Genomic DNA, 26,177 nt, shown 5'->3' with positions numbered 1-26,177 from the left:
AAAATTTGTGATCAACTAAAATTATATTCTAAAAAACTTATGCCTTGAAAAAAAACTTAATAAATACTGAAACCTTTGGAATGACTTTCCAATATGCTATTTGTTATGAATATAATTTAGAAAATAATATATCAAATACTAGAGTTGATAAAAAATTACTATCCTCTTTCTTAAAATCAAATATTATTAAGGAAATATTTAAAAGTAAAAGCAACCCTTTAAAGTCGTTATACAAAACGAAAGAATTCACTTCTGAATTTATTACAAGATGTCCTCACAGTTTTCTTCTAGAAAATAAAGAAACATTTTCTATAAAAACATTTATGGGAAATGGAAAAATGTTTGCCCCAAAAGTTGTTGGACAAGCAGGGGACTTGACATTTAATCATTTTTTTGGGCACTTACATCAAGAAAAAATAAACAGAAATAACTTTAAAGAATTTTGCTTAGAAAATATTTCTGAAATTATGCCAATCGTAATAGACTATGCTTTGGTAAGTGATTATAACTGTTGGTTTTATCGCAAAAATAAAAGTTTTAGTTACGAAATAATTAAAAGAGATGATTTACCAGATTTAACATTTGATGCTAAAGATTTTACTTTTACAAAACCAACTACTCAAGCATGGAATGAGTCTAATACTGTAAAGTATAAAGGGAAAACAGTAATGGAATTACAACTTCACACAAATAGAAGTGGCTATAAGATTAGACTTCACAGAGATAATTTCCCTGAATTACTAAAAATAGAAAAAGTAATAAATAACTCAATATTAGGTGATACAGCAGAATTAGCAATATGCAATATTTTCAAACTCGACCCTGGTATAAATAGTGATAGACTTGTAAATAATTCTGATAAGTCAATTTTATCAATATTTGAGAAACATTATACCAATAATAAAATAACTTTATTTCCACTAAAACCTGTAAAATATTCTGGAACAGAGAAAAGAAAAAGAGGTGGAAATAGTAAAAGCGGAATTGATTTTTATTTAGAAAAGGACAATACCCTATCTTTAAAAACAAATAAATCTAAATCTTACAAAGTTTGCCCTCCTGAAATTGGGCAACCTTCTCCAAAAACATTTGATTTACACTTTGCTCATAAAGGTTGGTATGAAGGAGAAATGAATGAGGAAAAATTCAGAATTTTAGTTAAAGACAAAAACAAATTAGTTCTTTTATTAAAAGAATATGTAAGGTTTCTAAATGAATGCGACTATTTATTGTGGTCATTATATCTTAATGAAAAAGATATTTCTTCAAAATTAATTACTAAAAAAGAGCTAGAAAATATAAATTTTGAACCAAACTTAATTGATTTTTCAAACGATTTCACAGAGAAAAGCAGCGTTACAATAAAGTATGGTAATACAAAAAGTATTTCATTGGGTGAGTTTCAAGTACATTCTGCAAGAAATTCATTAAAATTCAGATTTAATTTTTGGAGTTTGTTGAATTTAAAATAGTATGGATGAAAGCGAGTACATTAGAATTGGCAAAGAATTACAAAACTTAATAAAAAGTATTCCTTTATACTGGGGCCGTATTCAAAATAACAAAACTGATTCAAAAATCAATATGTTTGCTTGTTATACTATAGGTCAACTAGAAAAAGTAATTTGCGGTTTGAATGAAAATGAAAAAATTTATTTAAGAAGAAGGTGGTTTATATGGCAATGTTCAAGAATAGATGAATATTTATTTTGTAAATCATTTAATGTTAAGGCAAACCCCAATCCAAAAGATCAAGATTGGGATATTGTGTTCTACAATAATAATGGTTTGAGATTTGACATTAAGGGAACAGTTGTTCCAAAATCTATGAGAAAAAATTTTAATACAAATAATGAAAAAAAAATTATTAATTTTTATTATGAGAATCAAAGTAAAGGTATAAGATATAAGATTCAAAATAGATTATTTATTGTACATCACTCATTTCACAATCAAGAACGAAGTATTTACCTCAGATGCCACTGGAAATTAAAGGAAAAAGCATACGATGCTTTTGTAGAAAAGCTTCGTCTTGGGGTAGATTTCGTTAGATATGAAACAGTAATTTCAAAATGTATTTACATTCTTGAGAATGAAAACAAAGAATTTAGTTTTAAAATCAATTGAGAATTTTTAAATTTGGACAAATAGAGACAAATAGAGACAAATATGGGTATAAATAATCAAATGCTTAGAATTAAAGATGTAGCAAATGAATTAAATGTTTCTCAAAAATCAGTGAGAAGATATATTCACTCTGGTAAATTAAAATCAAACAAAATTGGAGGTGTACACCGCATATCAGAAACTGAATTAGAAGATTTTCTTAAATCATCTATTTATGATAAAGAACCTGAAAGAGAATTAGAGTGGAAAAAACCCAAATCAACAAAAACTGATTTGATAAATTGGATGGATATCTCAGATGAGTGGGATTCCCCTCAAAAAAGTATTTTTACTTCAGCAGATTTATTTTGTGGTGCTGGAGGGATGGCTAAAGGTTTTGAGTTAGCAGGATTTAATCAAGTATGTGGCTTAGATTGGTTTAAAGAAGCTGGCATGACTTACCGACACAACTTTAACCATCCTTTAATTGAAGGAGATATTACAAAAAGAGAAATAAAAGACAAATTTATAAATACCATAAAAAAACAACTCAAAGGCAAATCCTTAACTGTTCTTTCTGGTGGTTTTCCTTGTCAAGGTTTTAGTATGTCTGGAAGTAGAATTGTGGAAGATGAGAGAAATTCTCTTTACAAAGATATGCTCGAAATAATTGAAGAATTACAACCAGAATTTATTGTTGCTGAAAATGTTAAAGGGCTACGTTCAATGTTGAAAGGAAAAGTTGAGGATAAAATAAAAAACGATATAAAAAAACTTGGCTATGATGTTAATGTAACTATTTTAAATTCAGCAGATTATTATGTTCCTCAAAAAAGAGAACGAATTATTTTTATAGCAAATAGAATAGGGGAAAAAAATCATCACCCTTCTCCTCTCCTTGAATCAGGTTCTTACATCACAACAAAAGAAGCTATTGAAGATTTAATAAAACTTAAAGATAAAAAAGAATTTAATCACGTTAGAACAAAACATAGTGATGATATGAAAGAAAGATTAGCTTTAGTTGCAGAGGGAAAAAGCCTTTATGATAATTACTCTGATTCTTGGAAAAAATGTCCTTGGAATGAGGCAAGTTGTACAATAAAAGAAAATCACGGAGGTGTAAATATCCATCCTATTGAACCAAGAGTAATAACAGTAAGGGAAATGGCAAGATTACAATCTTTCCCTGATGATTTTATATTTAAAGGTGCTAAAGGGAAACAAATGGTTCAAATTGGAAATGCAGTACCGCCACTTTTAGCAAAAGCAATAGGATTAGCAATTAAAAAGACAAAGCAGGATTAAAAATTAATTAAAAAAAGAATGGGATCTTATAAATAAAGCTCTTTTATCAGCTCCCCTTTTTCTGTAAAAAGCTGTGTAGTAATAGGATTATATTTCATTTTTTTTCAATTATTGGTTCTAGTTTAAATCTATATGCTTTTTTAAAGTCTTCTTTAGAAGTTCTCACCACAAGATGGGTCATTGAAAGCCACTGGTGCACATCACAGTCCACCCAGTCCTTTAACTCTATGAACCTTAATGTAGGTCCCCAAGGACAAGGTATGGCTATTCTGATGTCTTTAGTCTCATTGCTCATCATCTAATATTAATTGTTCCATTAACTGACTATCTCCCCACAACCTGGCATAAATTTTTTTCATCTGATCAGTATGAAAATCATCAAGTGTTTTGAGGCTCATTACTAACCTCCCGGAGTGTTTTTCCATTCCAAAGGTTAATTGATCATTTTGAATCTTTATAACTGTAGGATTGAACTTTAGCTTTTCAGGATTATTTTTTTTTATATACTCAACCAATTTGCTTTGATACCACTCAATTGGTTGTTTATGTTTCCCATATTTATTTTCTTCTTTCATATTACTTTTTTTGAAATTAATTCAACTTTAAAATTATCTAGCTTCTTCGGCTTGTTTGGATTATTAAAAGGAGATCTAGCGTGTATTTGCTCAGCACACATGTGAATTATAGCTGCAGTAGTATACATACCAATAGGGAACCCATGCTGATCAAATGTCACTTTAAAGATGACTTCCCCACTAAGCTTAGCGCTCATTCCTCTTCATCATTTAGACTGCCATAGCGGTCAGCCATCATTTGACGATAAAGCTCTAGGCTTTCTAAATCAATAAGATTGAAAATGGATTCTTCTTTGAAGAATTTGACTTGAATTTGTTTTGTTTTTTTCATTGTTTTACAATTTAAGTTTGACATAAATTGCAACAAGAAAGGATGTGGATTACTCGTTAATTTTGGAGAGTTCCCGCATTCTAAACCACCGTGCTTCGAGTAAGTCGGTTGGTACGCTTAAAGCGTTCCTGATGCATCACAAATTTACATAATACAAATGAATAATCAAAGATGAAAACAATAGAAAAAAAAGGGGGGCACACCCATCACAGCAAGTTTGGTGTGGGGTTTCTGTAGGGAGGGGACTCATCACTTACACACACTAACTTAATGCTATATTTATATTTATAGGTGGTTAATTTTTTGAAAACCTAAAATGTGGTGTTTTGGTGGTAGGGGTTATACACTCTGTTCTTTCTAGACATAAAGTTTTACTCCTTACCCAAGAAATCAGCCCAGCCTTTCCACTCCTTTTTATATCTATATGGCTTATATGGAACATCTTCTGGTTTACCACCAGATTTTGCATATTGAAACCATTCTTTTTGGCTTTTAATACCTAGATTTTTAACAAGTTTTTTTACATCTTCAAAACTTCTAAAAACCTTTAATTGATCAGCTACTCTTCCGGTTCCTAACCAGTCACCTAAACCTAACCATTGATCGGAATATTCTTTCTTTGGGTTTTTAGGAATAAAGGAGGGGAATTCAGAAGACTTACAATATTTTCGCCATTCAGATTGATTTTTCAATTTTAGACTGGCTATAAATTTTTTTGCTTCGATAAACCCCAAATAATCTTTTTTATTTAGAAACTTATTCCAACTAATCCATTCTTTTTTATACTCCGCACTGTAATCTGGATTTTTAGGAAAACAATCTGGTCTTAATTGACTTTCTTTCCACTCCTTTTTTGTTTTAATATTATTTTTCAAAGCCCATTCTTGTGCTTTATGAAAAGAATCAAATTTTTTATTGTTTGTTATACCCAGAAAATCTTTCCAACCATTCCACCCTTTGAGACTGTAGGTTTGATCTGGCTTTCTTGGAATGTTTTTGATGTTTTTTTCTTTGACATGCTCCACCCACTGTCTTGAATTCTTCAGGTTGAGACTTTGAACGTATTTCCTTGCTTCCTCAAATGATAAGTATTGATGTTTTTTTAATTGGTCTGCTATTCTTCCTGTTCCAAGCCAATCACCGAGCCCAACCCAACCACTACTGGCATAAATTTTTCTTGGGTCTTTTGGGATATTAACTGGGATTTTTCCTGTTTTGCAATACTTTAGCCAATCGTCATTACTTTTTAAACCCAAACCATTAACGAATTTACAGGCCTCTTCATAATTTAAATAATTAGCATTGTTTTTCCTTCTAGGTTCATATCCAAGCCAATCGCCCCAGCTAACCCAACCTTTGTCTTTATAATAGCTATTGGGTCTTTTGGGAATGTTTAATTGTAGTTTAGATTTGTCTAAACTTCTCCAATCAATTGAACTTTTTAATTTAAATTTTTGAACTATTTTTTTACTGGCTTCATAACTCAGCAAAGTTCTAAAAAGACTTTCATAGCCTAGAAAATCAGGGTAAGACTTCCAGCCTGATTGCTTATATACATTATATGGTGAAAAAGGAATGTTTTTAGGGATTAAACCTGCCTTATGTTTAGTCCAATATTCTTCCTGATTTTCAATATTTAAAGTTCTCACAAATTCCCTTGCCTCTTCAAATGGCATCCAGCTAAACCTTGACAATTTCTCCCAAAGTTTGATTGAAAGCTGTTCTGCAAAGTCTGACTCTGAAAGGGTTTCAGAAATCATATCAAACAGTTTAACACCCCCAGACCTTTCTTTTGAGCCCTCTCCCAAACTTTTATCTTTGAAGTACTCAATTATTCTCTCATCATTCGCAGCTAAGCCCCTTACAATAGAGAGAATTTCATTGAAATTATCATTATCTATTTCATTTGTATTTCCATCATAAACAACTGGAAGAATAACATAACCCCAATCTTTACCTTCTTTTTTTCTAAGTGCTCTACCAAGCGCTTGTACAATATCAACTTTACTTTTTCTTGGGTCAGCAAATACAATACAATCAATGTTTGGAACATCAACCCCTTCAGTTAAACAACGAGCATTTGTAATTAAAGCTTTTTGGGATTTGGCAAACTCTTGAACTATATCATTTCGTTTGGTTGTAGGTATTTTACCAGAAACAGTGTAGGTATCTATTGGTTTATATTTATAGGTCTCTGTGATGTATTTCTGAAGTTCTTTATTCCTAGTAGCTTTTTCAATAGACGAGTGAAATGATACAGCATTTTTGATGTTAAAACGCTTCATAGCTTTTCTCAAAGCTAGCATTGAGGCTAAGGATCTAGCTTCTGTTTCTTTCTTCCATCTGCTATTTAGTTGTACAAGATTATTGTCTTTTATAAACTCTGCTATTTCAGACTTTTTAATATCAATGGTTATAACCTTATAGTCGGTTAAAAGCTTCGCATCAATGGCTTCTTTGAAGCTCATTTGAGTGAATGTTTCTCCGTAGATATCCTCATCGTCCATTGAGATAATATCATCTCTAGAACCAGCGTAAAATCGCTCGGTTGCTGTCATGAACACTCGCTTTGTGATGTTGATATTCTTTTCAAATAATAGATGACTAAATAATTTTGTGTCAGCCCCTACAGTCTTATGCGCCTCATCAAAAATTCCAACATCAAAAGTTATCTTGAGTTTTTTGGAAAGCTCTGCAATGATTCTACCACTTTGATAGGTAGTGAAAATGACTTTATTCTCTTCTTTATTTGCTTTTAACCAACTCTCAATGTAATTAGGATCTGTTTGACATGGAACTCCTAAATTGTCTGTAAAGAAGGCAACATCATCATTTTTTCCGATACCCTCATCGGAACAGATACACAACCATTTTACACTGGCTTTATTAGCTACCATTTCTCGTAAGTAAACCTCCAAGGTTTGCTTTACAAGAGAAAGGCTAGGCACTGCTATAATTGTTGATTTTGGGTTTAATTCTTTAATTATCCAATAGCCTGTTAAACTCTTACCAGCGCCACAAGGAAAAATAAGTTTACCTCTTGATTCCTCGTCCTGAACAAAGTGTTTTACAGCATCTTTAATCGCCTTTTTTTGATGTTGAAAAGGTTTGTAAGGAGTGATTTTAACCGCTTTGCCTTGAAGCTTCTTATTTACATTTTTAAAAAACTCTTCATCTAAATCTTGCCAGGTATCCCCAAGTAGCTTAATGATACTCCCCTTACTAACTTTATCAAGGTTTTTAGATGTGCTTAGAGCACTTGAACAAATGTATCCTTTACTTATCTTTGGATTACCTTCAACAAGAGTTGTAAAAGTGGAAACTTCTTTAAATGTTACTGACTGGTATTTGTCCGAGTGGTACTTGCATTGTATTGCGTGATATTCGTTTCCAGTTTTAGCAATGAGGTCAATACCTAAATCATGGAAAGGAAGTTCAAGATACTCAAGTTCCTTTTGAGGAACTTCAGAGAGTAACCACACATTGTCATAAAGCTTAGTGTATTGGGGCTTAATTTCAAACAAGCACTTTGTTAAAAACTCAAAAGCATCTCCTTTTTCCTTTTTTGAAAGGTCGGAAAGAGAACTTACAAAGTTATCCCAGTTGACAATCGATTTAAATATTTGTTTATAATTCACTTTATCAGGATATAATGGTTTTTAAAAATAGTAGAAACGAATAAAAAAATCTAGCTATTTTCAATAAAAACTCAAAAATTGACGTCTTTTAGTCAAAATGAACAAAAAAAAGAGTAAATAGACGCTTTTTTTTAATACCATAATTCAAAAAAATATGGCTTTTTTTTGAGAATTTATCAATAAAAATTGTATTGATGCTCACCAGTCTCTTTTACCTTGATTTTGAGCAAAATTTAGTAATATTTAAGTTTTTGCATTGCGAAATTCGCAAAAATGACTTTTGATATTGCATTGAATTTACAGCCAGGTTATCTTTACTGCTTCAAGGGAAGATATGAACAAAAACTCTGACAAGACATTAAAACTTAACAGTAGGCTTAGTGATAAGTACAAGCTAAACGATATTCTAAGTTTTGATAAAGAACGCCGTTCAATTCAGCAACTAATAACTAATAACCCATTGTATCTTTGGGAACTAATTCACACTAAACATAGTAACGTATCCCTAGTTCGTGATGCTTATGCTAAGCTTAAGGCTAGAATAGTTAGAATCAATCCTAGGCTAGTTGAGGAAGTTGAGAAGAAGCACCGCTATCACAAGGCTAGCAAAAGACTCAGAAAAGAGCTTAGAGAGGGTAAGCTAGGTAAAGACGGCAGTAGTTTCAAGAAAATAGCTTCACGTAAGATTATCAACGACTAATTATTGAAAGTTTTTCATTAGTTTTACAATACAACAATACTATACAAGCAGATATGGGGCTATTTGATAAACTTTTTGGAGGGAAAAATAAGAATAACAATGAATTCGTTCGTGCGAATTCTAACGATTGTGAAGACATTGGTAAAGTTACTCATTATAAAGGTAAACCTTTAACAGGTGTGCTATTTGAGTTAAATGATAATTCGCAAATTATTTATGAGACTGAGATGAAAAATGGGTTAAAAGAGGGCATGGATACTGAATATTATGAAGGAGGTAGTATTATGATGCAAATGGAATATTCAAAAGACGAATGTGTAAAAGTGGTTAGTTATTTTGATTCGGAAGGAGTTAATCAGTTAGAGGGGCGAGAATGTGTTGGAATTGACATGTTAAAAGAAAAAGACCAAACTTTTTACCAATCTAACAATCTTTACAACGGATCAGTGCTTGAAGAAAAATATGGTGGGTTTTCTATTCAACACTATGAAGACGGTAAAGAAGTTAGTGAAAAATTATTTTGGAAAAATGGTGCCTTAAGAGGTGACTATATTTACGAAGGAGGCATGAAGATAGAAATTAGGTACCAAATGGAAGACGGTAGTTTGTTGAGAGAAACAAAAAATGGACACAAAATTACATACCACGAAGAAGGATATATCGAGGAAGAACTAAATATAAAAAATGGAGAGAAAAAAACCTTTTATAAAAATGGGAACATCAAATCAATTTCTTCTTATGAGAGCGAAAAAAGTATTCGTTACGATAATGTTAAATCATTTTATGTAAATGGCAAGATTGAAAGTTTGAAATATAATTACGAAGACTTAAATATCACCGAAAAATACCATAAAAACGGCGTTATTTATCAAATAAGAACATATAATGAAGGAAAAATTGAGCTATATTTTGATGAGCAAAGCAATGAAATAACTCAAATGAATTTAATTCCTCATTTTATGAAAGAAACGGAATCAAAACTTAGAAAAAAATACAATTTAAAAGAGCCAAAATCATATGAAGGAGATTTATTTTTTAGAATACAAAAATTTAAGTTCTGGAATGAAAATATATGGGACGAAAAAAGTGAAAATTGGATAGAAAATGATAAAGAAAAGTATTGTGTTCTTCATAGAATTTCTATATTCTATAATGAAGCTGAATTTAAAGACTTTATTAGCAAAGATTATGGAGCATCAAACTCTTTTGGAGAGTTTTATTTAGATAAAAGCGGCAAATACTGTGAATTTGAATCTGTTTTAAATACTGTGGATGTAAACGATGTATTGGAGTATAATAATTTAGACACCATGGAGTCTTTTGAAAAGGATATAACTTTTAATGGAAATGAGAAATTGTTTTTATCATTTATCAAAGAAACCTTTGGAAAAGATGTTGACATTAATTTAATAAAAGACGGGAAATTAGTAAAATCTTTAACACACAAAAGTGAATTTGAATTTGGGAACATAACATTTACTAACGAATATGAAAAAGTAAGAAGAGTTATTGAGGACCTAATTGGAGGAGACATGAATGAAATTGATAATGATAAGTATGAGATTTATGCCTCTCCTGGTCAGTCAGAGGATATAATAGACAATTTATTCCCAGGGAAATATATAACTGTGTGCAGACATGTTTATTATGGAGATTATGATTATGATGGAAATTCGGTTTCAGATGTTGTTGAATATACTGGAAATGGGGAAAGGTTATATTATGTTGGAGGCGAGTATGATGAAGATGTCAATAAGCCCCTTGGTGCTGAAAAATTTGATAAATTAGATGAAGAATATGTAATTGAACACGAACCAAAATACGAATCATTTGAATTTATTGAGAGCGACAAATTTACTACGCTTCAAGAGTATGTGTTAAACAGAAAAAAAGATTAAAATTCAGTTAGATGATACATGGTTTTAAGTGACAATCTTTATAGTATTTGCCTAAATCATTATAATAAGTACTCTCAATTAGATTTTGTAGTTAAACCTAGTTTACCAATCTTATACTTCGGAAATTCTGGTGCTTACTTTAAATCAAATTTTAAGGTTATAACTGCTGCCTTAAACCCATCGGATGCAGAATTCAAGGAGTTTAAAAACTCAAATACTAGTTTCATCAGATTTCCCCAATATGAAAACACTATTGAATCTTTAAAACTATCATTAGATAATTACTTTAAAACAAATCCTTACAAAAAATGGTTTGGTATTCCTAATAAAAGTAATAACGGGTTTTTACCATTACTTAATGGCTTGGGAACGTGTTATTATGAAGGAACTCAAAAAAATGTTGCTTTACATACTGATATTTTTAGTCCGTTAGCAACTAATCCAACATGGTCTAATCTAAATAAGGACCAAAAGAGGAAACTTTCAAATGAAGGTTTTGAAATATGGAAAAAGCTTGTGATTGAATTGAAACCGGATTTAATCTTAATGTCACTTAAAAAAGAGAGTCTAAAATTATTACCTATTGATTTTATAAAACGAATAAAAACAAAAAAAGGTAAACTATCCGAAAACAGAAAACAGTTGGAATTTACAATAGATCATTACAAATTAAATCTTGGTGAGTTTAATACTAATTTAATTTGGGGGAGTGCTCAAAATACTCCTTTACAACCTTTTTCAAATAAAAGAGCTTTAGGAAAAGAGATTCTAAATTATTACACTAATCAACTGCCTATTTACTGCCAGTAATGAGACAGTTGTTGTGTTTTTTCGCTAAATTTGATGTTAATGTTACAAGGCACAAAAAAAGCCCTACATCTCTGTAAGGCTTTTGCTCCTCCTCTTGGGCTCGAACCAAGGACCCTCTGATTAACAGTCAGATGCTCTAACCAACTGAGCTAAGGAGGACTGTTTTTCGCTTGCGCGAGCGCAAATATATATCATTTTTTAGTTTACACAAATAGAAAACAAAAAATAATTACCCAAAAAAGGCTTTAAAAATATCATTCCCATTAGCAAACAATACCAAAGCGATTAAGATAAAAAAGCCAACCGTCTGGGCATACTCCATAAACTTATCGCCTGGCTTACGACCAGAAACCATTTCGTATAGCAAAAACATAACATGTCCTCCGTCTAAAGCAGGAATCGGTAACAAATTTAGAACCCCCAACATAATGGATAAATAGGCCGTAATGCCCCAAAACGATTCCCAACTCCAGGTGTCTGGGAAGATATCAAAAATTGCCATAAAGCCACCTACTCCTTTATAAGCGCCAGTGCTTGGCGAAAATATGAGCTTTAATTGCATCCAATAAGACGATATTTGAGAAACAAAACGATCTAGACCAACACCAATACTTTCTCCAAAATCGTATTCTTTTTGAATGATATCAAAATAGCCAGCATCTTGATAGTCATTCAGCGATTGAGAAACAATAAGCTCAAAAGCGCCTTCTGAATTAATTTGTAATTCACGAGAAATTAAAGCCCCATCGCGCTCTACTGTAGCCGTGGCCGTCTGGTTTTTTAACGTTTGAAGTATCGAAACGACCTCATCAAAAAATTCCGCTGATTGACCATTTATAGTTTTAAAAATATCGCCTTTACGAAGATCAACGCCTTCATTTATCGAATTTTCCTGAAAAGAATCAAAAATAAACGGAGGTCTCAGCTCTATGAGCCCTCTTTTTTTGCTGGCACTCAGTTGCCCCAAAAAGTCTACAGGAAAATTAATGGTTTGTTGTTGGCCCTCGCGTTCTATGGTCATGGTTTCGGCCTCCAAAATATACTTGCGGATGTCAGAAAAATACTCAATTTTATAGTCATTAATAGACAAAACTTTGTCTCCGTCTTTTAAGCCAATCTCTTGTAAAACCGGGTTGTAAACAGCATAACCCCCCTTTACACTATTGGCATCCACATCAGAAGAGCCATAAAAAAACGCCATAAAAATATATATGACTGCGGCCAAAATAAAGTTTACCGTAACACCACCCAACATAATAATTAAACGTTGCCACGAGGGTTTCGATCTAAATTCCCACGGCTGTGGTGCTTGCGCCATCTGCTCAGTGTCCATACTTTCATCTATCATGCCCGAAATTTTGACATAACCCCCTAAAGGTAACCAGCCGATGCCATACACCGTTTCGCCGATTTTCTTTTTGAATAAGGAATATTTTAAATCAAAAAACAGATAAAACTTTTCGACACGCGTTTTAAACAACTTAGCCGGAATGAAATGCCCAAGCTCGTGCAGTACAATTAAAAGTGAAAGACTAAGTAAAAATTGACTTATTTTAATGAAAAATTCCATAAACAGATATCATAATTTGGTCCACAAATGTAGCGGTTTTCGCATTAGGAACAAAACCAAGATAAAAACAGATTTCTAAGGCGATTTAATTCAATTTTAAAGCTTTGTATTGTACCTTTGTGGTTCATTGTTAATTCATGCGCAATACGCTAAAAAAATACAAACTCTTTATCGGTACTATGCTGCTGCTTTCGGTCATCATTATGACTGCCTTTTACAGCATCCTTAAACCCGCAAAAGTCCTCCCTATATATCAGCCTGCGCAAGTTAATTTTGAATTGGTCGACAGCACAATTCAACATCAAAAAAAATACCATACTATTGCCAATTTTAAGCTCGTTAATCAAAACGGTGACAGCATCACTCAAGATTTTTATAAGGACAAAATATATGTCGCCGATTTCTTTTTTACCACCTGTCAGACGATTTGCCCAATCATGACAGACCACATGTACGAGATTCAAAAACAAACCATTTCAGATCCTGAGGTTCTGCTGCTTTCACACACGGTCACTCCTGAAATAGATTCTGTAGAACAATTGAAACGTTACGCTAAAAAGAAATTAGTAAATGCATCTAAATGGAATTTAGTTACCGGAGATAAAAAACAAATTTATGATCTGGCAAGAACCTCTTATTTGGCCGTAAAAACCAATGGAGATGGAGGCCCTTATGATATGATACACACCGAAAATTTTGTGCTTATCGATAAGAAAAAACAAATACGTGGATTTTACGATGGAACTGATCCAAAAGCCATAGAAACACTTTTGGATGATATAAAAGTGTTAAAAGCAACTGACAATCACTGATCTTTTATTACTTTTGCTTCTTTAAAATGAATCTAAATAAGCGTGAGTCTTACAATTGCCGATTTAAAAAAAGGAGAAAGTGCTGTGATTACAGACAGCTCTTCAAACGATATTCCACTAAAGCTGCTGGAAATGGGCTGTTTGCCTGGCAACGAAGTCAAATTGCTGCAACTTGCGCCCTTTTCTGACCCGATGTATTTGAATGTTAACGATAGTTTTTTGGCTATACGCAAAGAAACAGCGTCCCTAATTGTAATCGAAAAAATAAATGAGTAAACAGATCAACGTTGCGCTCATAGGCAACCCAAATACGGGAAAAACATCGGTTTTCAACGCCCTCACTGGCTTAAATCAGAAAGTAGGTAATTACCCTGGGATTACAGTCGATAAAAAACAAGGCATTTGTAAATTGTCTCGAGGCGTAAAAGCCCATATTTTAGACCTGCCCGGAACCTATAGTCTCAATGCCTCGTCCTTGGACGAAAATGTTGTCATCGAATTATTGCTTAATAAAAATGATAAAGATTATCCTGATGTAGCGGTCATTGTGAGTGATGTCGAAAATTTGAAGCGAAATCTTCTTTTATTCACTCAGATTAAAGACTTAAAAATCCCCACTCTTTTGGTCATTAACATGAGTGATGTCATGAAGCGCAAAGGAATATCTTTAGATGTTGACGTTTTAGAAGAAAAACTTAACACCAAAATTGCATTGGTGAGTACGCGAAAAGGCACGGGCATTCAAGAACTAAAAAAACTAATTGAGCAGTACAAAATATTACCAAAAAAACAATGTTTAGATGCCTCTACTATTGAACCTGCTTATTTTGAACGCCTACAAAAAGCCTTCCCAAATCAAGACATTTACAAGCTTTGGTTGGTCATTACTCAGGATGCTAATTTTGGTAAAGTTTCGCGTCAAGAGTTAGACGTCTCAAAATTTAAAACCAAATCTACTTCAGAGCTGAAACGTTTGCAGCAAAAAGAAGCCATAAAACGCTACCAATTTATAAATAATGTACTGAAAGAAGGACAAAATATTGACCGCTCTAAAGCTAGAGATTTAAGAAGCAAACTCGATCGAGTTTTGATTCATAAAGTCTGGGGATACGTTATCTTCTTCATTATCTTACTCACAATTTTTCAAGCCATTTACGATTGGGCTACGTTCCCCATGGACTTGATCGACACAACTTTTGCAGGACTTGCAGAATGGGTAAAAAGCAGCTATCCCAATGGGGGTAAAGTCACTGATTTAGTTGCGGAAGGGATTGTTTCTGGCATTGGGGGTATTGTTATTTTCATCCCTCAAATCGCCTTTTTATTTTTATTCATTTCAATTCTAGAAGAAAGTGGCTACATGAGCCGCGTGGTCTTTTTGATGGACCGTATCATGCGGCGTTTTGGGCTCAGCGGTAAAAGTTTAGTTCCACTCATTTCAGGCACAGCTTGTGCGATTCCTGCTGTTATGGCAACACGAAATATCGAAAACTGGAAAGAACGCCTCATCACCATTTTAGTAACTCCTTTTACAACTTGTTCGGCGCGCTTACCCGTCTACTTGATCATCATTGCCTTGGTTATCCCCGAAGGCTATATTTTTGGCCTAAGCTACCAAGCACTGACCCTTATGTTACTTTATCTTATTGGTTTTGGAATGGCTGTGTTTTCGGCCTATGTGTTGGACCGCATCATGAAAACCAACCGCAAAACCTTTTTTGTGGTCGAAATGCCAAATTACAAACTACCCTTGCTTAAAAATGTTCTCATTACAGTCTTTGAAAAAACAAAAACATTCGTTTTTGAAGCCGGTAAAATTATTTTAGCAATCTCCGTGATTTTATGGGTACTCGCTTCATACGGCCCAGGCGAAAAATTCAATAATGCAGAAGCTATTGTCGCTGAACAATATGCGGATCTTTCTGATGCAAAAATAGACGATAAAGTGGCGGCCTACCGATTAGAACATTCTTACATTGGAATCATCGGGAAAACCATCGAGCCAGTCATAAAGCCCTTGGGCTACGATTGGAAAATAGGAATTGGCTTGGTCGCTTCATTCGCCGCACGTGAAGTATTTGTCGGAACTCTTGCTACTATTTATAGCGTCGGAAGTGCTACAGAAAATGAAAGCATCGATACCATCAAAACAAAAATGTCCAATGAAATTTATGAAGATGGAAGCAAAGTGTTCACCTTTGCCTCAGGCATCTCGCTCTTACTTTTTTATGCCTTTGCCATGCAATGTATGAGCACATTAGCCATCGTAAAAAGAGAAACAAAAAGTTGGAAATGGCCTATGATTCAACTCATAGGTATGAGTACTATTGCCTACATTTTTGCACTAATTGCATTTCAAATCTTAAACTAATAATTTGAATACAGCGCTGGAAAATATCATTGTAAGTTGTGTTGCAATTGCGGCAGTTTTGTTCTTGATTAGAAAAAAAATTTGGCCAAAAAAAAAGGACAAAAATTGTGGCGGAGGCGACTGTGGATGCTAGCCCAATGCCACATCTAAAGTCATCATCACTATAAATCCGCCGATAAAGCCAAGCGTTGCTATATCTGTATACTTATCCCGCTGTGTTTCCGGAATCACTTCTTCGACCACCACAAAAATCATTGCGCCCGCAGCAAAAGCCAAAGCATAGGGTAGTAAGGGCGTAAAAAACGTAACAGCCAAGGCCCCAACTACAGCAGCAATCGGCTCTACAATAGCCGATAATTGACCATACCAAAAACTTTTGAAACGGCTTACCCCTTGACGCCTAAGAGGCATAGAAACTGCTATGCCTTCTGGGAAATTTTGAATTCCTATGCCTAAAGCTAGGGCTACAGCACCACCTATAGTCGCCTCCGGAATACCCGCAGCAACTCCGCCAAATAATACCCCTACAGCCAAACCTTCTGGAATATTGTGCATGGTAATAGCCAAAACCAACAGAGTAGTTCTGTGCCAAGGCGATTTGACGCCTTCCTTCTCGCTTTCCTTGAAATTTATATGTAAATGCGGTAAAATCTTATCCAAACCAAACAAAAATAAAGCTCCTAAACCAAATCCAATGGCTGCTGGAATTACCTTAACAAAGCCCTCTCCCGGACTCATTTCAATGCCCGGAGCGAGTAAACTCCAAAAACTTGCAGCAACCATTACTCCCCCAGTAAATCCCAACATACCGTCGAGTAATCCTCTGTTCATCCCCTTGAAGAAAAATACTAATGCTGCACCAAGAGCTGTTAAAATCCATGTAAATAAAGAAGCATACAAGGCAGCTAATATTGGATCTATGGATTCAAAATAAATGATAATTTGATCTAACATACTTAATTGATTTTTACAAATAAATTATGAGCGACTTCCTTAGAAATCGTCAATTGATATTTATTAACGTTTATACTCATCGACTCATCAAAAGACTCTTTCGATAAAACCTCAATCTTTGTGCCTAACGCTATATTGTGCTTGTCTAAATACTGTAAAAATTGTGATGTAGAATCTTTAACACCAACACAAATACAGCTTTCGGCACGTTCGATTTGAGCCAGTAATATTTTTTGGGTAGAAGGAAGATTACCTTCGCAATCCGGAATAGGATCGCCATGAGGATCCTCTTTAGGATGATCCAAAAATGCATCCAATTGCTGGGTGAGCTTCTCTGATTTAATGTGCTCCAATTGCTCGGCTACCTCATGAACCTCATCCCAAGAAAAATTGAGTTTTTTAACCAAGAAAACTTCCCACAACCTGTGTTTTCTAATTACAGAAACTGCGGCAAAACGGCCTTTTTCAGTCAAATGAACCCCTTGGTATTTTTGGTAATCCACTAAACCCTTTTCCGCGAGCTTCTTTATCATGTCCGTAGCCGAAGAAGCCTTAGTCATCATCTTTGTAGCTATAGCATTAGTACTTACCGATGCCTTGTCTTGCTTCGCTAAATGATAAATTGCTTTTAAATAATTTTCTTCTGATAATGTCACCAAAATATTAAATATTTATACAAATGTAAATAAATTTTTAGTCTTGTCTAAATTTTAAACTATATTCGCCAAAATTATAGAGATGATTAGGCTTTTGTTGTGTGTTACCATAGGGTTTAATTCTTTGCTTGCTCAGAACTTCAGCATAAGCGGAAGGGTACGTTCAGAAAATGGACCATTGGCTTTTGCTAATATTGTGGTTAAAAACAGTAATAATGGCGTAATAGCCAATGAGCAAGGAAAATACAACATCCCCAATCTAAAAGCGGGGGTGTACACTTTAGAGGCCTCATATATAGGATATAAAAGCAGCACTCTGAACGTGCAAATTATAAGCAAGAGTATAGAAATCGACTTTGATTTAGAACCCAGTCCCGTACTGGATGAAGTTGTTATCACGAGCACCTTAAAGCCTGTAAAACGTTCGGAAAGCCCCATCCCTGTCGAAGTTTTTACCGCAGCATTTTTAAAGAAAAACCCAACAGCAAATATTTTTGAAGCCCTGCAGACTGTAAATGGGGTTCGTCCTCAACTCAATTGCAGCGTATGCAATACTGGAAATATCCGCATCAATGGCCTAGAAGGCCCTTACTCGCTTGTCCTCATTGACGGAATGCCCATTGTAAGTGGATTATCTACCGTCTATGGATTGTCAGGAATTCCAAGTGCATTAATCGATCAGGTTGAAATCATAAAAGGCCCAGCTTCATCCTTGTATGGCAGTGAAGCCGTAGGGGGGTTAATTAATATCATTACTAAACACCCCGAAAACACCCCATTATTATTTTTTGATTCATTTCTAACAGACTGGAATGAGTACAATTTAGATGTAGGACTCAAGGCTTTGCTGGGGGATAAGATTAGCGTTTTATTTGGGGTCAATTATTTTAATTATAACAATCCCATAGATAACAACAACGATAATTTTACAGATCTTGCCCTTCAAGATCGAATTTCGGTTTTTCAAAAATGGAGTTTTAGCCGCCCAAAAAATCGGCTGTTTTCCTTGGCAGGTCGCTATTTCTATGAAGACCGCTGGGGGGGTGAAATGCAATGGAAATCCAAAAATCGTGGAGGAACTGAAGTATATGGAGAAAGTATTTACACCTCCCGTTTCGAACTTATTGGAAATTATCAACTTCCCCTGCAAGAGAAACTATTTTTCCAATTCTCTTACTCGGATCACGATCAAAACTCTGTCTATGGAGACCGTTATTATCTTGCAAAGCAACGCATTGGATTTGGTCAATTATTATGGGATTTTTCGGAGCCGAAATCTGATTGGTTAATCGGTCTAAGCGCAAGGTACAACTACTACAACGACAACACCACAGTTACCAATACTTCAGATGAAGTTGTGGTGCCTTCTTTATTTGTTCAAAATGAAATATCACTGACTAAAAAACATAAACTGCTTTTAGGTGGTAGATACGATTATGACAATAGGCATGGAAGTATTTTTACACCTCGGCTGGCTTTTCGATACAAGCCTACTGATGACGATATTTTTCGCGTCAATGCCGGCACAGGGTTTAGAATAGTAAATCTATTTACTGAAGAACATGCAGCGCTAAGCGGGTCAAGAGACCTTGTTATACAAAACAAATTAAAACCTGAGCAGTCTTTCAATATTAACGCCAATTATTTAAAAAAAATATATACTAAAAAAGGCCAAATCTTGAGCTTGGATTGGTCAACATGGTACACTTACTTTACAAATGCAATACGCCCGGATTACGACACAAACCCTAATTTGGTTATTTACGATAATTTAGAGGGCAGCGCTACTAGCTTCGGACTAAGTTTTAGCCTTGATGCCGTTATATCTCCCCATTTCAAAGGCTTAATTGGCGGAACAATCCAAGATGTTTCCCAAAAAGAAAATGGTATTCGTAGGCAACAAATTCTCACCGAAAAGTTTTCTGGAACATGGGCGCTTACCTATACAAATTTGAAAAATAATTTTACAATTGATTACACAGGAAATATATATGGCCCGATGCGTCTAGCTGTTCTTGGCCCATTAGACCCAAGACAAAAAAATGCGCCAATATGGAGTATACAAAACATCCTATTTACATTTAAAAAATTTAAAAATATTGAGCTCTACACAGGATTAAAAAACATTTTGAATTGGACGCCAAACAAAGGCAATCCGTTTATTATAGCAAGAGCAGATGATCCATTTGATGATAACGTAAGTTTCGACAACAATGGAAGCGCGATAGTAACGGCAAATAATCCCTATGGTCTAACATTCGACCCCACTTATATCTATGCGCCAAATCAAGGTCGACGTTTGTTTTTTGGTTTGCGATACAATCTAAACTGAAACAAAAATAAAACACACTAAAATTTGAGGTCTTTCTGAAGTTGTTCGTAAGCCTCTTGTACTTTTCTGAATTTTTCCTCAGCGCCCTTTTGATGTTCTTTGCCTAAGTGTTGTACCTTGTCTGGGTGAAATTTTTTAACCATTCGCCTGTATGCACTTTTGATATCTTTAGGGCTAGCGTCTTTATCTAATTCCAAAATTTTATACGCATTTGTTTTTGAGCTGTAAAACATCGCTTTTATACTTTCAAAATCTCTATGACTTATCCGAAGGTAATTGGCGATACGCTCTATGATAATCACTTCGCTTGAAGCCACATCTCCATCGGACTGCGCTATTCCAAACAAAAAATGTAACAACTGTAAGCGCGACGCATGATCCATCATTTGCTGAATCTGCAGACACACTTGGCGCAAGGATATATTGGGTTGTTTATTTATCGCTTTAAACAATCGAAACGCGTGATTTGCACGGTCCCTACCATACATTTGTACAAATTGGCGGCGTACAAAGTCCAGTTCTCTCTGGTCCTGTTTGCCGTCGGCCTTGATCACCAAAGAAGCCAAAATAAGTAAGCTCACTTCAAAATCACCGGATTGAGTTCGCATATTGGGCCTGGAATATGTCTTTGTCTTTACAGAAGATTTATCGATTAAACTCCCTAATGCTAAACCTAAAATTGCTCCAATAGGGCCTCCAAAAGACCAGCCTAGAGAAGCCCCAATCCACTTTGCAAAACTCATAGTTATAGTTCACTAATTAAACACCAAACCTACGGAAATAAGTTTATTATTTTAAATTGAATTTAACATTTATTACCAAGAAGAGGCCTGTGTTTTGAACCACAATTGTTTATCTTTGTACTTTAATTGAAAAAACAACCCTATGTACCCAGCTGAGTTAGTAAAACCAATGCGTGAGCATCTTACGCAGGTAGGATTTGAAGAATTATATAGTGCTGAAGCCGTTGATGCTGCTTTGGCAAAATCAGGAACCACGCTTATTGTGGTTAATTCTGTATGCGGATGTGCAGCTGCCAACGCGCGCCCTGGCGCAATTCAAAGTTTGCAAAACGATAAACGTCCAACACAAACAGTAACCGTCTTTGCAGGTGTTGATAAAAAGGCCGTAGATAAGGCGCGTGAACACATGATTCCCTTTCCACCGAGTTCGCCTTGTATGGCGTTATTCAAAGATGGAGAACTAGTGCATATGCTTGAACGCCACCATATTGAAGGCAGGCCTGCAGAACTCATTGCGGAAAACTTGACAAACGCCTATAACGAATATTGCTAATGCAATAAAAAAGCCCTGAATTATCAGGGCTTTTTTTTATTAATAAGTTAAATAAAGCGCAACAGATCTTCAATTTTAGAGATTAAGTGGACTTCTATTTTGTTGGGTTTAAGCCCCAACTTATTGTGCTTCGAAATGAAAATAGCCGTAAAACCAAGTTTTTCGGCCTCCATAATGCGCTGCTCAACGCGTTGCACAGGACGGATTTCTCCAGATAGACCGACCTCAGCTGCAAAACAAAAATTATCGCTTAGGGCATCGTCGTTATTTGATGATAAAATGGCTGCAACTACCGCCAAATCAATAGCAGGATCATCCACACTAATCCCGCCCGTGATGTTCAAAAAAACATCCTTGGCCCCCAAGCGAAAGCCAGCGCGTTTCTCAAGAACAGCCAGTAACATATTGAGCCGCTTCGCATTGAACCCTGTAGCACTGCGTTGTGGCGTGCCATAGACTGCAGAACTCACTAAGGCCTGAACTTCTACCAACAATGGCCGCATCCCTTCCAAAGTAACAGCAATAGCATTACCAGATAAAGCAGTGTCTTTTTTTGAAATTAAAATCTCTGAAGGATTTTCTACGATTCTTAAGCCAGTGCCTTGCATTTCATATATTCCCAGCTCATGAGTGGAACCAAAACGATTTTTGTGCGCGCGCAATATCCTGAAAACATGATTGCGGTCCCCTTCAAACTGCAATACAGTGTCTACCATATGCTCCAAAATTTTAGGCCCTGCTATGCTGCCATCTTTAGTAATATGCCCAATAAGAATGACAGGTGTCGCTGTCTCTTTAGCAAACTTCATCAATTCTGAAGTGCACTGCTTAATTTGAGAAACACTCCCCGCCGATGCTTCCAAAACATCGCTTTGAAGCGTTTGAATAGAATCAATAACAAGGATGTCAGGAGCAAGATCCTCGATCTGTTTGAAAATGTATTGCGTTTTCGTTTCGGTTAAAATATAACACTGTTCGCTACTTGGGTGAATGCGCTCTGCACGAAGTTTTATTTGTTTTTGGCTTTCTTCACCCGAAATATACAGGGTTTTGTAGGGCAATTTTAAAGATAATTGGAGCATCAGAGTGCTTTTGCCAATCCCGGGTTCACCGCCCAACAAAATAAGTGATCCCGGTACAATACCACCCCCTAAAACCCTGTTGAGTTCCGCATCGGTGGTATCCAATCGAGGGGTTTTAGTCGTGTCAATTTCTGATATTTTTAGAGGGGTAGAAACCCGTTCTTTGGCTGAACTACTGCTTGTTTTCCAAGCAACTTTTTCAGGCTTTTTGATCAGTTCTTCAACAATCGTATTCCATGACTTACAGGAAGTGCATTGCCCCTGCCACTTGGCATATTGTGCACCACAGCTCTGACAAAAGAATGTTGTTTTAAGTTTTGCCATTAATATCCGAATTCTGCTTTTAAACGATCTGCCCGATTTAATAAATCATCTTTTGTAATGCCGTCAATTTCTAGGTAAATATACGCTTCTTGATAGGCCTTTATGGCTTTTCTTATATTCCCCGTGGCCTCAAAAAATCGGCCCATATAATAGTTGCTCAGTAAAGTTTCGGGATAGGCATCGCGTGCTAATTTTGCTAGATCCTTGAAATAATCAAAGGATTTGTTCTTTTCTATAGCTGTTGAAATTGCGCGAAAATCATTCATCAATATTTGCTTTTCTATCCCAAAAAGCTTCTCAATTGTGTTGTATTTTTCCAACAAATAATCAACAGGAGAGGTTTCAAGGGGTAGAATGTGTTTTTTGTATTCTGTTCTAGAAATCGGCTGGTAGACTAAAAAAATATGATCCAAAGCTTGCGGAATAGATCGGCTTGCTAATGCATAATGATTGGCTTCCTGAAAATTATCAAAAGCATAATATAATTGCGCGGATTCTATTGCCTCTAACTTGGTGTTTAGCTCAAGTGCCTCTGTTCTGTTGGCTTTGAAATCTTCGCTAGCTGTAGACATATAAAAAAACAAGGGCGATTTGAGCGCACCAAAAAGGGCCGTTAGGTTATCAGACATATATGGAGATAGGCTAGGGCTAATTGAAATATAAGCCTGGAAAATAGGCTTATTTTTGAAGGCAAAAAACTGAATAAAATTAGCAGAAGCTCCATGACCCACAGCAACCCTAAACTCATTCACTCTGTAATTGTCTTCCAAAAATGTAATGAGTTCATCACCAATAAATTCAAAAAATTGAGCCCCAGATTTGACCGGGAAAAAGGTATTGTCCGAAACATACAAATCGTCAGCTCTCGTCTCAATCTGATTGACCCCCACAACAATAGCCTCTGGCATGTCGTCCCAATAGGCCGTATAATCGACATTCCCAGCTACAATTTCAAAAAGATAATCGCCATCAAGGGTAAGAATAAGTGGGTAAAAAGTCTCTGTGTTTTCCTCGTAGTTTCTGGGGAGTTGAATTTTTAATTCACGTTCTCCTAAGCTTTGGGTGTCTAATAGCTCGTATTGAGTTTGAGCCGATAAAATAACGGTACAAAACAAAATAAATAAGGTTAAGCGCTTCATTGAACTAATTATTAATTTGAACCCACAAGTTAAGTAATTAACTAAAAAAAAAGAAGTTAATCTAAAGTTTGTTTCCTAAGTGTTTTGGGTGAAGCTTGTTGTAAACAGGCAGTAAAATAAGCGATAAGCCCCCCAAAATAATTATCATGATTGTTTGTGAACTCCACATGATCCATCCAAAGGCGAGGCTTGGGTCTTGGGCTACATTAAAAATTGTAAACGCTGCATAAACAGCCAAGGGATAGGAACCTATACCTCCATTGGTCGCGGCAATACTAAAACTTGCTGCAATAAAACCAATTAGAACAGCAGACAGCGGGAGGTCAGACGTTGCCTCAATTGATAGTGATGTAACATAAAACATCAAAACATACATCCCCCAAATAAAAAAAGTATGTGCTATAAAAGCCCACTTTTTTTTCATTTTAAGAACACTTAACGCGCCTTCTAAAAACCCTTTAAACAATGTCTTTAGTTTTAATATTATTGGGTGAGTACTTTTCTTAAAAAGTACGTAAATAAAGGAAGAGGCCATCACTAAACTCCCCAATATCCACCACTGGTTTTTAGGATTAAAATCTTGAAATAAGAACCCATAAACGGCATCAAATTCTAAAAAAAAGGCAATCCCTATAATGAGAAGCATAACCAACGAATCTGCGATGCGCTCAGCGACTATGGTGCCAAATCCCTTTTCAAAAGGTACGCCCTCGTAATTAGCTAAAATTGTTGCACGAGATATTTCTCCTGCTCTTGGGATGGTATAATTAATAAGGTAAGTCGCAAAAACAGCCATTGTGCTGTTGGGAAGCCGCAGTCTATATCCCATGGGTTCGATCATAAATTTCCAACGATAAGCTCTAGAAAGGTGACTTAAAATCCCAAAAAATACCCCCAGACCAATCCAAAAGTAATTGGCATTTTTGAAGTATTCGGCTAGAACACTAAGTGCTATTTTTTGCAGAGAATACCAAACTAGTGTACCGCCCAACAAAAGTGGCAACACAACTTTTATTCCCTTTTTAAGAGTGGTATTCAACACGTTTATTTTAAAAGGTTTGTAGCCTCATCTGGAAAAACCAAATACGGTTTGTGCATTTTGGCTTCCTCCATACTCATCATAGCATAGGTGATCAGAATCAAAACATCGCCAATATTTACCTTGTGAGCTGCGGCGCCGTTTAGCGTAATTTCTCCTGATTTTCTTGGCCCAGGTATAACATATGTTTCCAAGCGCTCTCCATTGTTGTTGTTAACAACTTGAATTTTTTCCCCTTGCACAATATTAGCGGCATCCATTAAATCTTCGTCAATGGTGATGCTGCCTATGTAGTTAAGGTCTGCGCCGGTAACTTTGACGCGGTGTATTTTTGATTTAACGACGTGTATTAGCATGGTGCAAAGGTAATTAATTTAATGCGATATTATCAATCAAACGAACATCGCGGATGTGCACAGCAATGAAGGCACGGTAAACTGTATTGGGCTGTTTATTGCGCATTGGTTTTAAAGTTATTTCATCAGAAATTTCAAAATATTCTAATGATAAAACAGCATCGTTATCAAATTGATGATTGACCCATTCTTTGAGTTCATTGGCATTTTTTGTGCCAAATTTTTGTTTTACTTCTTTTAAAATGGCAAATATTTTGGCGGCATGACCTTGTTCTTCAAGGCTGAGTCGTGTATTTCTAGAACTCAAGGCTAAGCCGTTTTCTGCTCTGGCGATTGGGCAGCCCACTATTTGGACTGGTGATTCCGTAAGTTCTACTAGTTTATTTATAATTGCTAATTGTTGAAAGTCTTTCTCTCCAAAATAAGCGAAATCAGGCGAAACAATTTTAAACAGCTGATGCACTACAGTTCCAACACCATCGAAATGTCCCGGTCGGAATTTCCCCTCCATTTGTGCCTCTAAGCCTCCAAAATCGAAAGTAGATGTAGAAATAGCTTCGCCATAAACATCATCAACTTCTGGGGCATAGATTAAAATCTTTGAGGACCCTAGAGATTCTAGCTTGGTCTTGTCTAAGGCCAAACTTCTAGGGTAGTGTTCTAAATCTGATGAATTATTAAATTGTGTGGGGTTGACAAAAATACTAACGACAACAAGTTCGTTTTCGTCTAAAGCAGTCTGAATCAAAGACAAATGCCCTTCGTGTAAGGCCCCCATAGTAGGCACAAAACCCAAAGTAGAATTGACCTCCCTTACGGCTGATATTGCTTTTTGAAGCGCGTGTTTTGTTGTAAAAACATTCATGCTGATAAAATTAAC

At 35.4% G+C, this 26,177-nt stretch carries 25 protein-coding genes, 1 tRNA gene and 1 riboswitch; of the genes, 12 read left to right on the top strand and 14 right to left on the bottom strand.

The window, feature by feature from the left end; all coding sequences use genetic code 11:
- The first annotated feature begins 44 nt into the window (after window positions 1-44).
- The 3 genes from FORMA_RS06295 to FORMA_RS06285 are packed head-to-tail and all read left to right on the top strand — an operon-like array spanning window position 45 to window position 3,414.
- Window positions 45-1,472 carry a hypothetical protein gene (locus FORMA_RS06295; protein WP_157506045.1) on the top strand — a complete coding sequence of 476 codons (1,428 nt, stop codon included), beginning with the start codon at window positions 45-47 and terminating at the stop codon, window positions 1,470-1,472.
- A 1-nt stretch (window position 1,473) separates the two neighbouring features.
- Window positions 1,474-2,127 (top strand): hypothetical protein, encoded by a 654-nt coding sequence (locus tag FORMA_RS06290; RefSeq protein ID WP_069674857.1) that lies wholly within the window; start codon window positions 1,474-1,476, stop codon window positions 2,125-2,127.
- Between the two features lie 42 nt (window positions 2,128-2,169).
- A complete protein-coding gene (locus tag FORMA_RS06285; protein WP_083236568.1) occupies window positions 2,170-3,414 on the top strand; it encodes a DNA cytosine methyltransferase in 1,245 nt (414 codons plus the stop codon).
- Between the two features lie 284 nt (window positions 3,415-3,698).
- On the opposite strand, the gene FORMA_RS06275 is transcribed toward FORMA_RS06285, so the two are convergent.
- The 4 genes from FORMA_RS06275 to FORMA_RS06265 all read right to left on the bottom strand — a co-directional run bounded on the left by FORMA_RS06275 (window position 3,699) and on the right by FORMA_RS06265 (window position 7,958).
- Window positions 3,699-3,989 carry a hypothetical protein gene (locus tag FORMA_RS06275; RefSeq protein WP_069674855.1) on the bottom strand — a complete coding sequence of 97 codons (291 nt, stop codon included), beginning with the start codon at window positions 3,987-3,989 and terminating at the stop codon, window positions 3,699-3,701.
- Complete coding sequence (locus FORMA_RS06270; RefSeq protein ID WP_069674854.1) at window positions 3,986-4,186, bottom strand: hypothetical protein; 201 nt, start codon at window positions 4,184-4,186, stop codon at window positions 3,986-3,988. Before FORMA_RS06270 ends, FORMA_RS06275 begins: the two co-directional genes overlap by 4 nt.
- On the bottom strand, window positions 4,183-4,320 hold the full coding sequence (locus tag FORMA_RS09295; protein WP_157506044.1) for a hypothetical protein: 138 nt from the start codon (window positions 4,318-4,320) through the stop codon (window positions 4,183-4,185). Before FORMA_RS09295 ends, FORMA_RS06270 begins: the two co-directional genes overlap by 4 nt.
- 47 nt (window positions 4,321-4,367) lie before the next feature.
- Window positions 4,368-4,460, bottom strand: a riboswitch (SAM-I-IV-variant riboswitch).
- A 231-nt stretch (window positions 4,461-4,691) separates the two neighbouring features.
- The gene (locus tag FORMA_RS06265; RefSeq protein ID WP_069674853.1) at window positions 4,692-7,958 is read right to left on the bottom strand and encodes a restriction endonuclease; all 3,267 of its coding nucleotides are present in this window, start codon (window positions 7,956-7,958) and stop codon (window positions 4,692-4,694) included.
- Between the two features lie 334 nt (window positions 7,959-8,292).
- Here FORMA_RS06265 and FORMA_RS06260 point away from each other — a divergent pair, with 334 nt between their 5' ends.
- Genes FORMA_RS06260 through FORMA_RS06250 form a run of 3 tightly spaced genes read left to right on the top strand, consistent with a single transcriptional unit; the run spans window position 8,293 to window position 11,366 of the window.
- Complete coding sequence (locus tag FORMA_RS06260; RefSeq protein WP_069674852.1) at window positions 8,293-8,658, top strand: hypothetical protein; 366 nt, start codon at window positions 8,293-8,295, stop codon at window positions 8,656-8,658.
- 53 nt (window positions 8,659-8,711) lie between these two features.
- Entirely contained in the window at window positions 8,712-10,556 is a 1,845-nt protein-coding gene (locus FORMA_RS06255; RefSeq protein WP_069674851.1) for a hypothetical protein, read from the top strand.
- A gap of 18 nt (window positions 10,557-10,574) precedes the next feature.
- Window positions 10,575-11,366 carry a hypothetical protein gene (locus tag FORMA_RS06250; RefSeq protein ID WP_069674850.1) on the top strand — a complete coding sequence of 264 codons (792 nt, stop codon included), beginning with the start codon at window positions 10,575-10,577 and terminating at the stop codon, window positions 11,364-11,366.
- A gap of 85 nt (window positions 11,367-11,451) precedes the next feature.
- Here the strand turns inward: FORMA_RS06250 and FORMA_RS06245 are convergent.
- Together FORMA_RS06245 and rseP are read right to left on the bottom strand one after the other, a co-directional pair.
- Window positions 11,452-11,525: transfer RNA gene (locus FORMA_RS06245), tRNA-Asn, on the bottom strand.
- A gap of 70 nt (window positions 11,526-11,595) precedes the next feature.
- Window positions 11,596-12,936 carry an RIP metalloprotease RseP gene (gene rseP / locus FORMA_RS06240; RefSeq protein WP_069674849.1) on the bottom strand — a complete coding sequence of 447 codons (1,341 nt, stop codon included), beginning with the start codon at window positions 12,934-12,936 and terminating at the stop codon, window positions 11,596-11,598.
- A gap of 137 nt (window positions 12,937-13,073) precedes the next feature.
- On the opposite strand from rseP, the gene FORMA_RS06235 reads away from it, so the two are divergent.
- From FORMA_RS06235 to FORMA_RS09395, 4 genes are read left to right on the top strand one after another with little or no spacing between them, the layout of a single operon-like run.
- Window positions 13,074-13,748 carry an SCO family protein gene (locus tag FORMA_RS06235; RefSeq protein ID WP_069674848.1) on the top strand — a complete coding sequence of 225 codons (675 nt, stop codon included), beginning with the start codon at window positions 13,074-13,076 and terminating at the stop codon, window positions 13,746-13,748.
- Between the two features lie 42 nt (window positions 13,749-13,790).
- The gene (locus FORMA_RS06230; RefSeq protein ID WP_069674847.1) at window positions 13,791-14,024 is read left to right on the top strand and encodes a FeoA family protein; all 234 of its coding nucleotides are present in this window, start codon (window positions 13,791-13,793) and stop codon (window positions 14,022-14,024) included.
- Window positions 14,017-16,119, top strand: coding sequence for a ferrous iron transport protein B (gene feoB, locus FORMA_RS06225; RefSeq protein ID WP_069674846.1), 2,103 nt, complete (start codon window positions 14,017-14,019; stop codon window positions 16,117-16,119). Before FORMA_RS06230 ends, feoB begins: the two co-directional genes overlap by 8 nt.
- Before the next feature lie 4 nt (window positions 16,120-16,123).
- Complete coding sequence (locus FORMA_RS09395) at window positions 16,124-16,252, top strand: FeoB-associated Cys-rich membrane protein (protein WP_257784692.1); 129 nt, start codon at window positions 16,124-16,126, stop codon at window positions 16,250-16,252.
- Here FORMA_RS09395 and FORMA_RS06220 read toward each other — a convergent pair.
- Together FORMA_RS06220 and FORMA_RS06215 are read right to left on the bottom strand one after the other, a co-directional pair.
- Window positions 16,249-17,073 (bottom strand): ZIP family metal transporter, encoded by an 825-nt coding sequence (locus FORMA_RS06220; RefSeq protein WP_069674845.1) that lies wholly within the window; start codon window positions 17,071-17,073, stop codon window positions 16,249-16,251. The two genes, FORMA_RS09395 and FORMA_RS06220, sit on opposite strands and share 4 nt — an antisense overlap.
- 2 nt (window positions 17,074-17,075) lie before the next feature.
- A complete protein-coding gene (locus FORMA_RS06215; RefSeq protein ID WP_069675468.1) occupies window positions 17,076-17,729 on the bottom strand; it encodes a metal-dependent transcriptional regulator in 654 nt (217 codons plus the stop codon).
- 82 nt (window positions 17,730-17,811) lie between these two features.
- Here FORMA_RS06215 and FORMA_RS06210 point away from each other — a divergent pair, with 82 nt between their 5' ends.
- Window positions 17,812-20,061 (top strand): TonB-dependent receptor, encoded by a 2,250-nt coding sequence (locus FORMA_RS06210; protein ID WP_069674844.1) that lies wholly within the window; start codon window positions 17,812-17,814, stop codon window positions 20,059-20,061.
- A 17-nt stretch (window positions 20,062-20,078) separates the two neighbouring features.
- Here FORMA_RS06210 and FORMA_RS06205 read toward each other — a convergent pair whose 3' ends face one another.
- On the bottom strand, window positions 20,079-20,804 hold the full coding sequence (locus tag FORMA_RS06205) for a TerB family tellurite resistance protein (RefSeq protein ID WP_069674843.1): 726 nt from the start codon (window positions 20,802-20,804) through the stop codon (window positions 20,079-20,081).
- 142 nt (window positions 20,805-20,946) lie between these two features.
- On the opposite strand from FORMA_RS06205, the gene FORMA_RS06200 reads away from it, so the two are divergent.
- Complete coding sequence (locus tag FORMA_RS06200; RefSeq protein WP_069674842.1) at window positions 20,947-21,357, top strand: BrxA/BrxB family bacilliredoxin; 411 nt, start codon at window positions 20,947-20,949, stop codon at window positions 21,355-21,357.
- Window positions 21,358-21,404: 47 nt separating this feature from the next.
- Here FORMA_RS06200 and radA read toward each other — a convergent pair whose 3' ends face one another.
- The 5 genes from radA to panC form a co-directional block, all read right to left on the bottom strand.
- The gene (gene radA / locus FORMA_RS06195; RefSeq protein WP_069674841.1) at window positions 21,405-22,763 is read right to left on the bottom strand and encodes a DNA repair protein RadA; all 1,359 of its coding nucleotides are present in this window, start codon (window positions 22,761-22,763) and stop codon (window positions 21,405-21,407) included.
- A complete protein-coding gene (locus FORMA_RS06190) occupies window positions 22,763-23,902 on the bottom strand; it encodes an alpha/beta hydrolase (RefSeq protein WP_069674840.1) in 1,140 nt (379 codons plus the stop codon). The genes radA and FORMA_RS06190 overlap by 1 nt, the downstream gene beginning before the upstream one ends.
- 61 nt (window positions 23,903-23,963) lie before the next feature.
- On the bottom strand, window positions 23,964-24,941 hold the full coding sequence (locus FORMA_RS06185; protein ID WP_069675467.1) for a lysylphosphatidylglycerol synthase transmembrane domain-containing protein: 978 nt from the start codon (window positions 24,939-24,941) through the stop codon (window positions 23,964-23,966).
- 5 nt (window positions 24,942-24,946) lie between these two features.
- Window positions 24,947-25,297: an aspartate 1-decarboxylase gene (gene panD / locus FORMA_RS06180; protein WP_069674839.1), complete on the bottom strand. Its 351-nt coding sequence runs from the start codon at window positions 25,295-25,297 to the stop codon at window positions 24,947-24,949.
- A 13-nt stretch (window positions 25,298-25,310) separates the two neighbouring features.
- Window positions 25,311-26,162 carry a pantoate--beta-alanine ligase gene (panC, locus tag FORMA_RS06175; protein WP_069674838.1) on the bottom strand — a complete coding sequence of 284 codons (852 nt, stop codon included), beginning with the start codon at window positions 26,160-26,162 and terminating at the stop codon, window positions 25,311-25,313.
- Window positions 26,163-26,177: the final 15 nt, after the last annotated feature.

Source organism: Formosa sp. Hel3_A1_48 (genome assembly GCF_001735715.1).
In the GTDB taxonomy this organism is placed as follows: domain Bacteria; phylum Bacteroidota; class Bacteroidia; order Flavobacteriales; family Flavobacteriaceae; genus UBA3537.
This window is presented reverse-complemented; position numbering and strand designations above follow the sequence as displayed.

Coding starts and splice junctions, on each gene's coding strand:
- FORMA_RS06290 (WP_069674857.1), top strand. CDS start 1,474: ATGGATGAAAGCGAGTACATTAGAATTGGCAAAGAATTACAAAACTTA.
- FORMA_RS06285 (WP_083236568.1), top strand. CDS start 2,170: ATGGGTATAAATAATCAAATGCTTAGAATTAAAGATGTAGCAAATGAA.
- FORMA_RS06275 (WP_069674855.1), bottom strand. CDS start 3,989: ATGAAAGAAGAAAATAAATATGGGAAACATAAACAACCAATTGAGTGG.
- FORMA_RS06270 (WP_069674854.1), bottom strand. CDS start 4,186: ATGAGCGCTAAGCTTAGTGGGGAAGTCATCTTTAAAGTGACATTTGAT.
- FORMA_RS09295 (WP_157506044.1), bottom strand. CDS start 4,320: ATGAAAAAAACAAAACAAATTCAAGTCAAATTCTTCAAAGAAGAATCC.
- FORMA_RS06260 (WP_069674852.1), top strand. CDS start 8,293: ATGAACAAAAACTCTGACAAGACATTAAAACTTAACAGTAGGCTTAGT.
- FORMA_RS06255 (WP_069674851.1), top strand. CDS start 8,712: ATGGGGCTATTTGATAAACTTTTTGGAGGGAAAAATAAGAATAACAAT.
- FORMA_RS06250 (WP_069674850.1), top strand. CDS start 10,575: ATGGTTTTAAGTGACAATCTTTATAGTATTTGCCTAAATCATTATAAT.
- rseP (WP_069674849.1), bottom strand. CDS start 12,936: ATGGAATTTTTCATTAAAATAAGTCAATTTTTACTTAGTCTTTCACTT.
- FORMA_RS06235 (WP_069674848.1), top strand. CDS start 13,074: ATGCGCAATACGCTAAAAAAATACAAACTCTTTATCGGTACTATGCTG.
- feoB (WP_069674846.1), top strand. CDS start 14,017: ATGAGTAAACAGATCAACGTTGCGCTCATAGGCAACCCAAATACGGGA.
- FORMA_RS06220 (WP_069674845.1), bottom strand. CDS start 17,073: ATGTTAGATCAAATTATCATTTATTTTGAATCCATAGATCCAATATTA.
- FORMA_RS06210 (WP_069674844.1), top strand. CDS start 17,812: ATGATTAGGCTTTTGTTGTGTGTTACCATAGGGTTTAATTCTTTGCTT.
- FORMA_RS06205 (WP_069674843.1), bottom strand. CDS start 20,804: ATGAGTTTTGCAAAGTGGATTGGGGCTTCTCTAGGCTGGTCTTTTGGA.
- FORMA_RS06200 (WP_069674842.1), top strand. CDS start 20,947: ATGTACCCAGCTGAGTTAGTAAAACCAATGCGTGAGCATCTTACGCAG.
- radA (WP_069674841.1), bottom strand. CDS start 22,763: ATGGCAAAACTTAAAACAACATTCTTTTGTCAGAGCTGTGGTGCACAA.
- FORMA_RS06190 (WP_069674840.1), bottom strand. CDS start 23,902: ATGAAGCGCTTAACCTTATTTATTTTGTTTTGTACCGTTATTTTATCG.
- panD (WP_069674839.1), bottom strand. CDS start 25,297: ATGCTAATACACGTCGTTAAATCAAAAATACACCGCGTCAAAGTTACC.
- panC (WP_069674838.1), bottom strand. CDS start 26,162: ATGAATGTTTTTACAACAAAACACGCGCTTCAAAAAGCAATATCAGCC.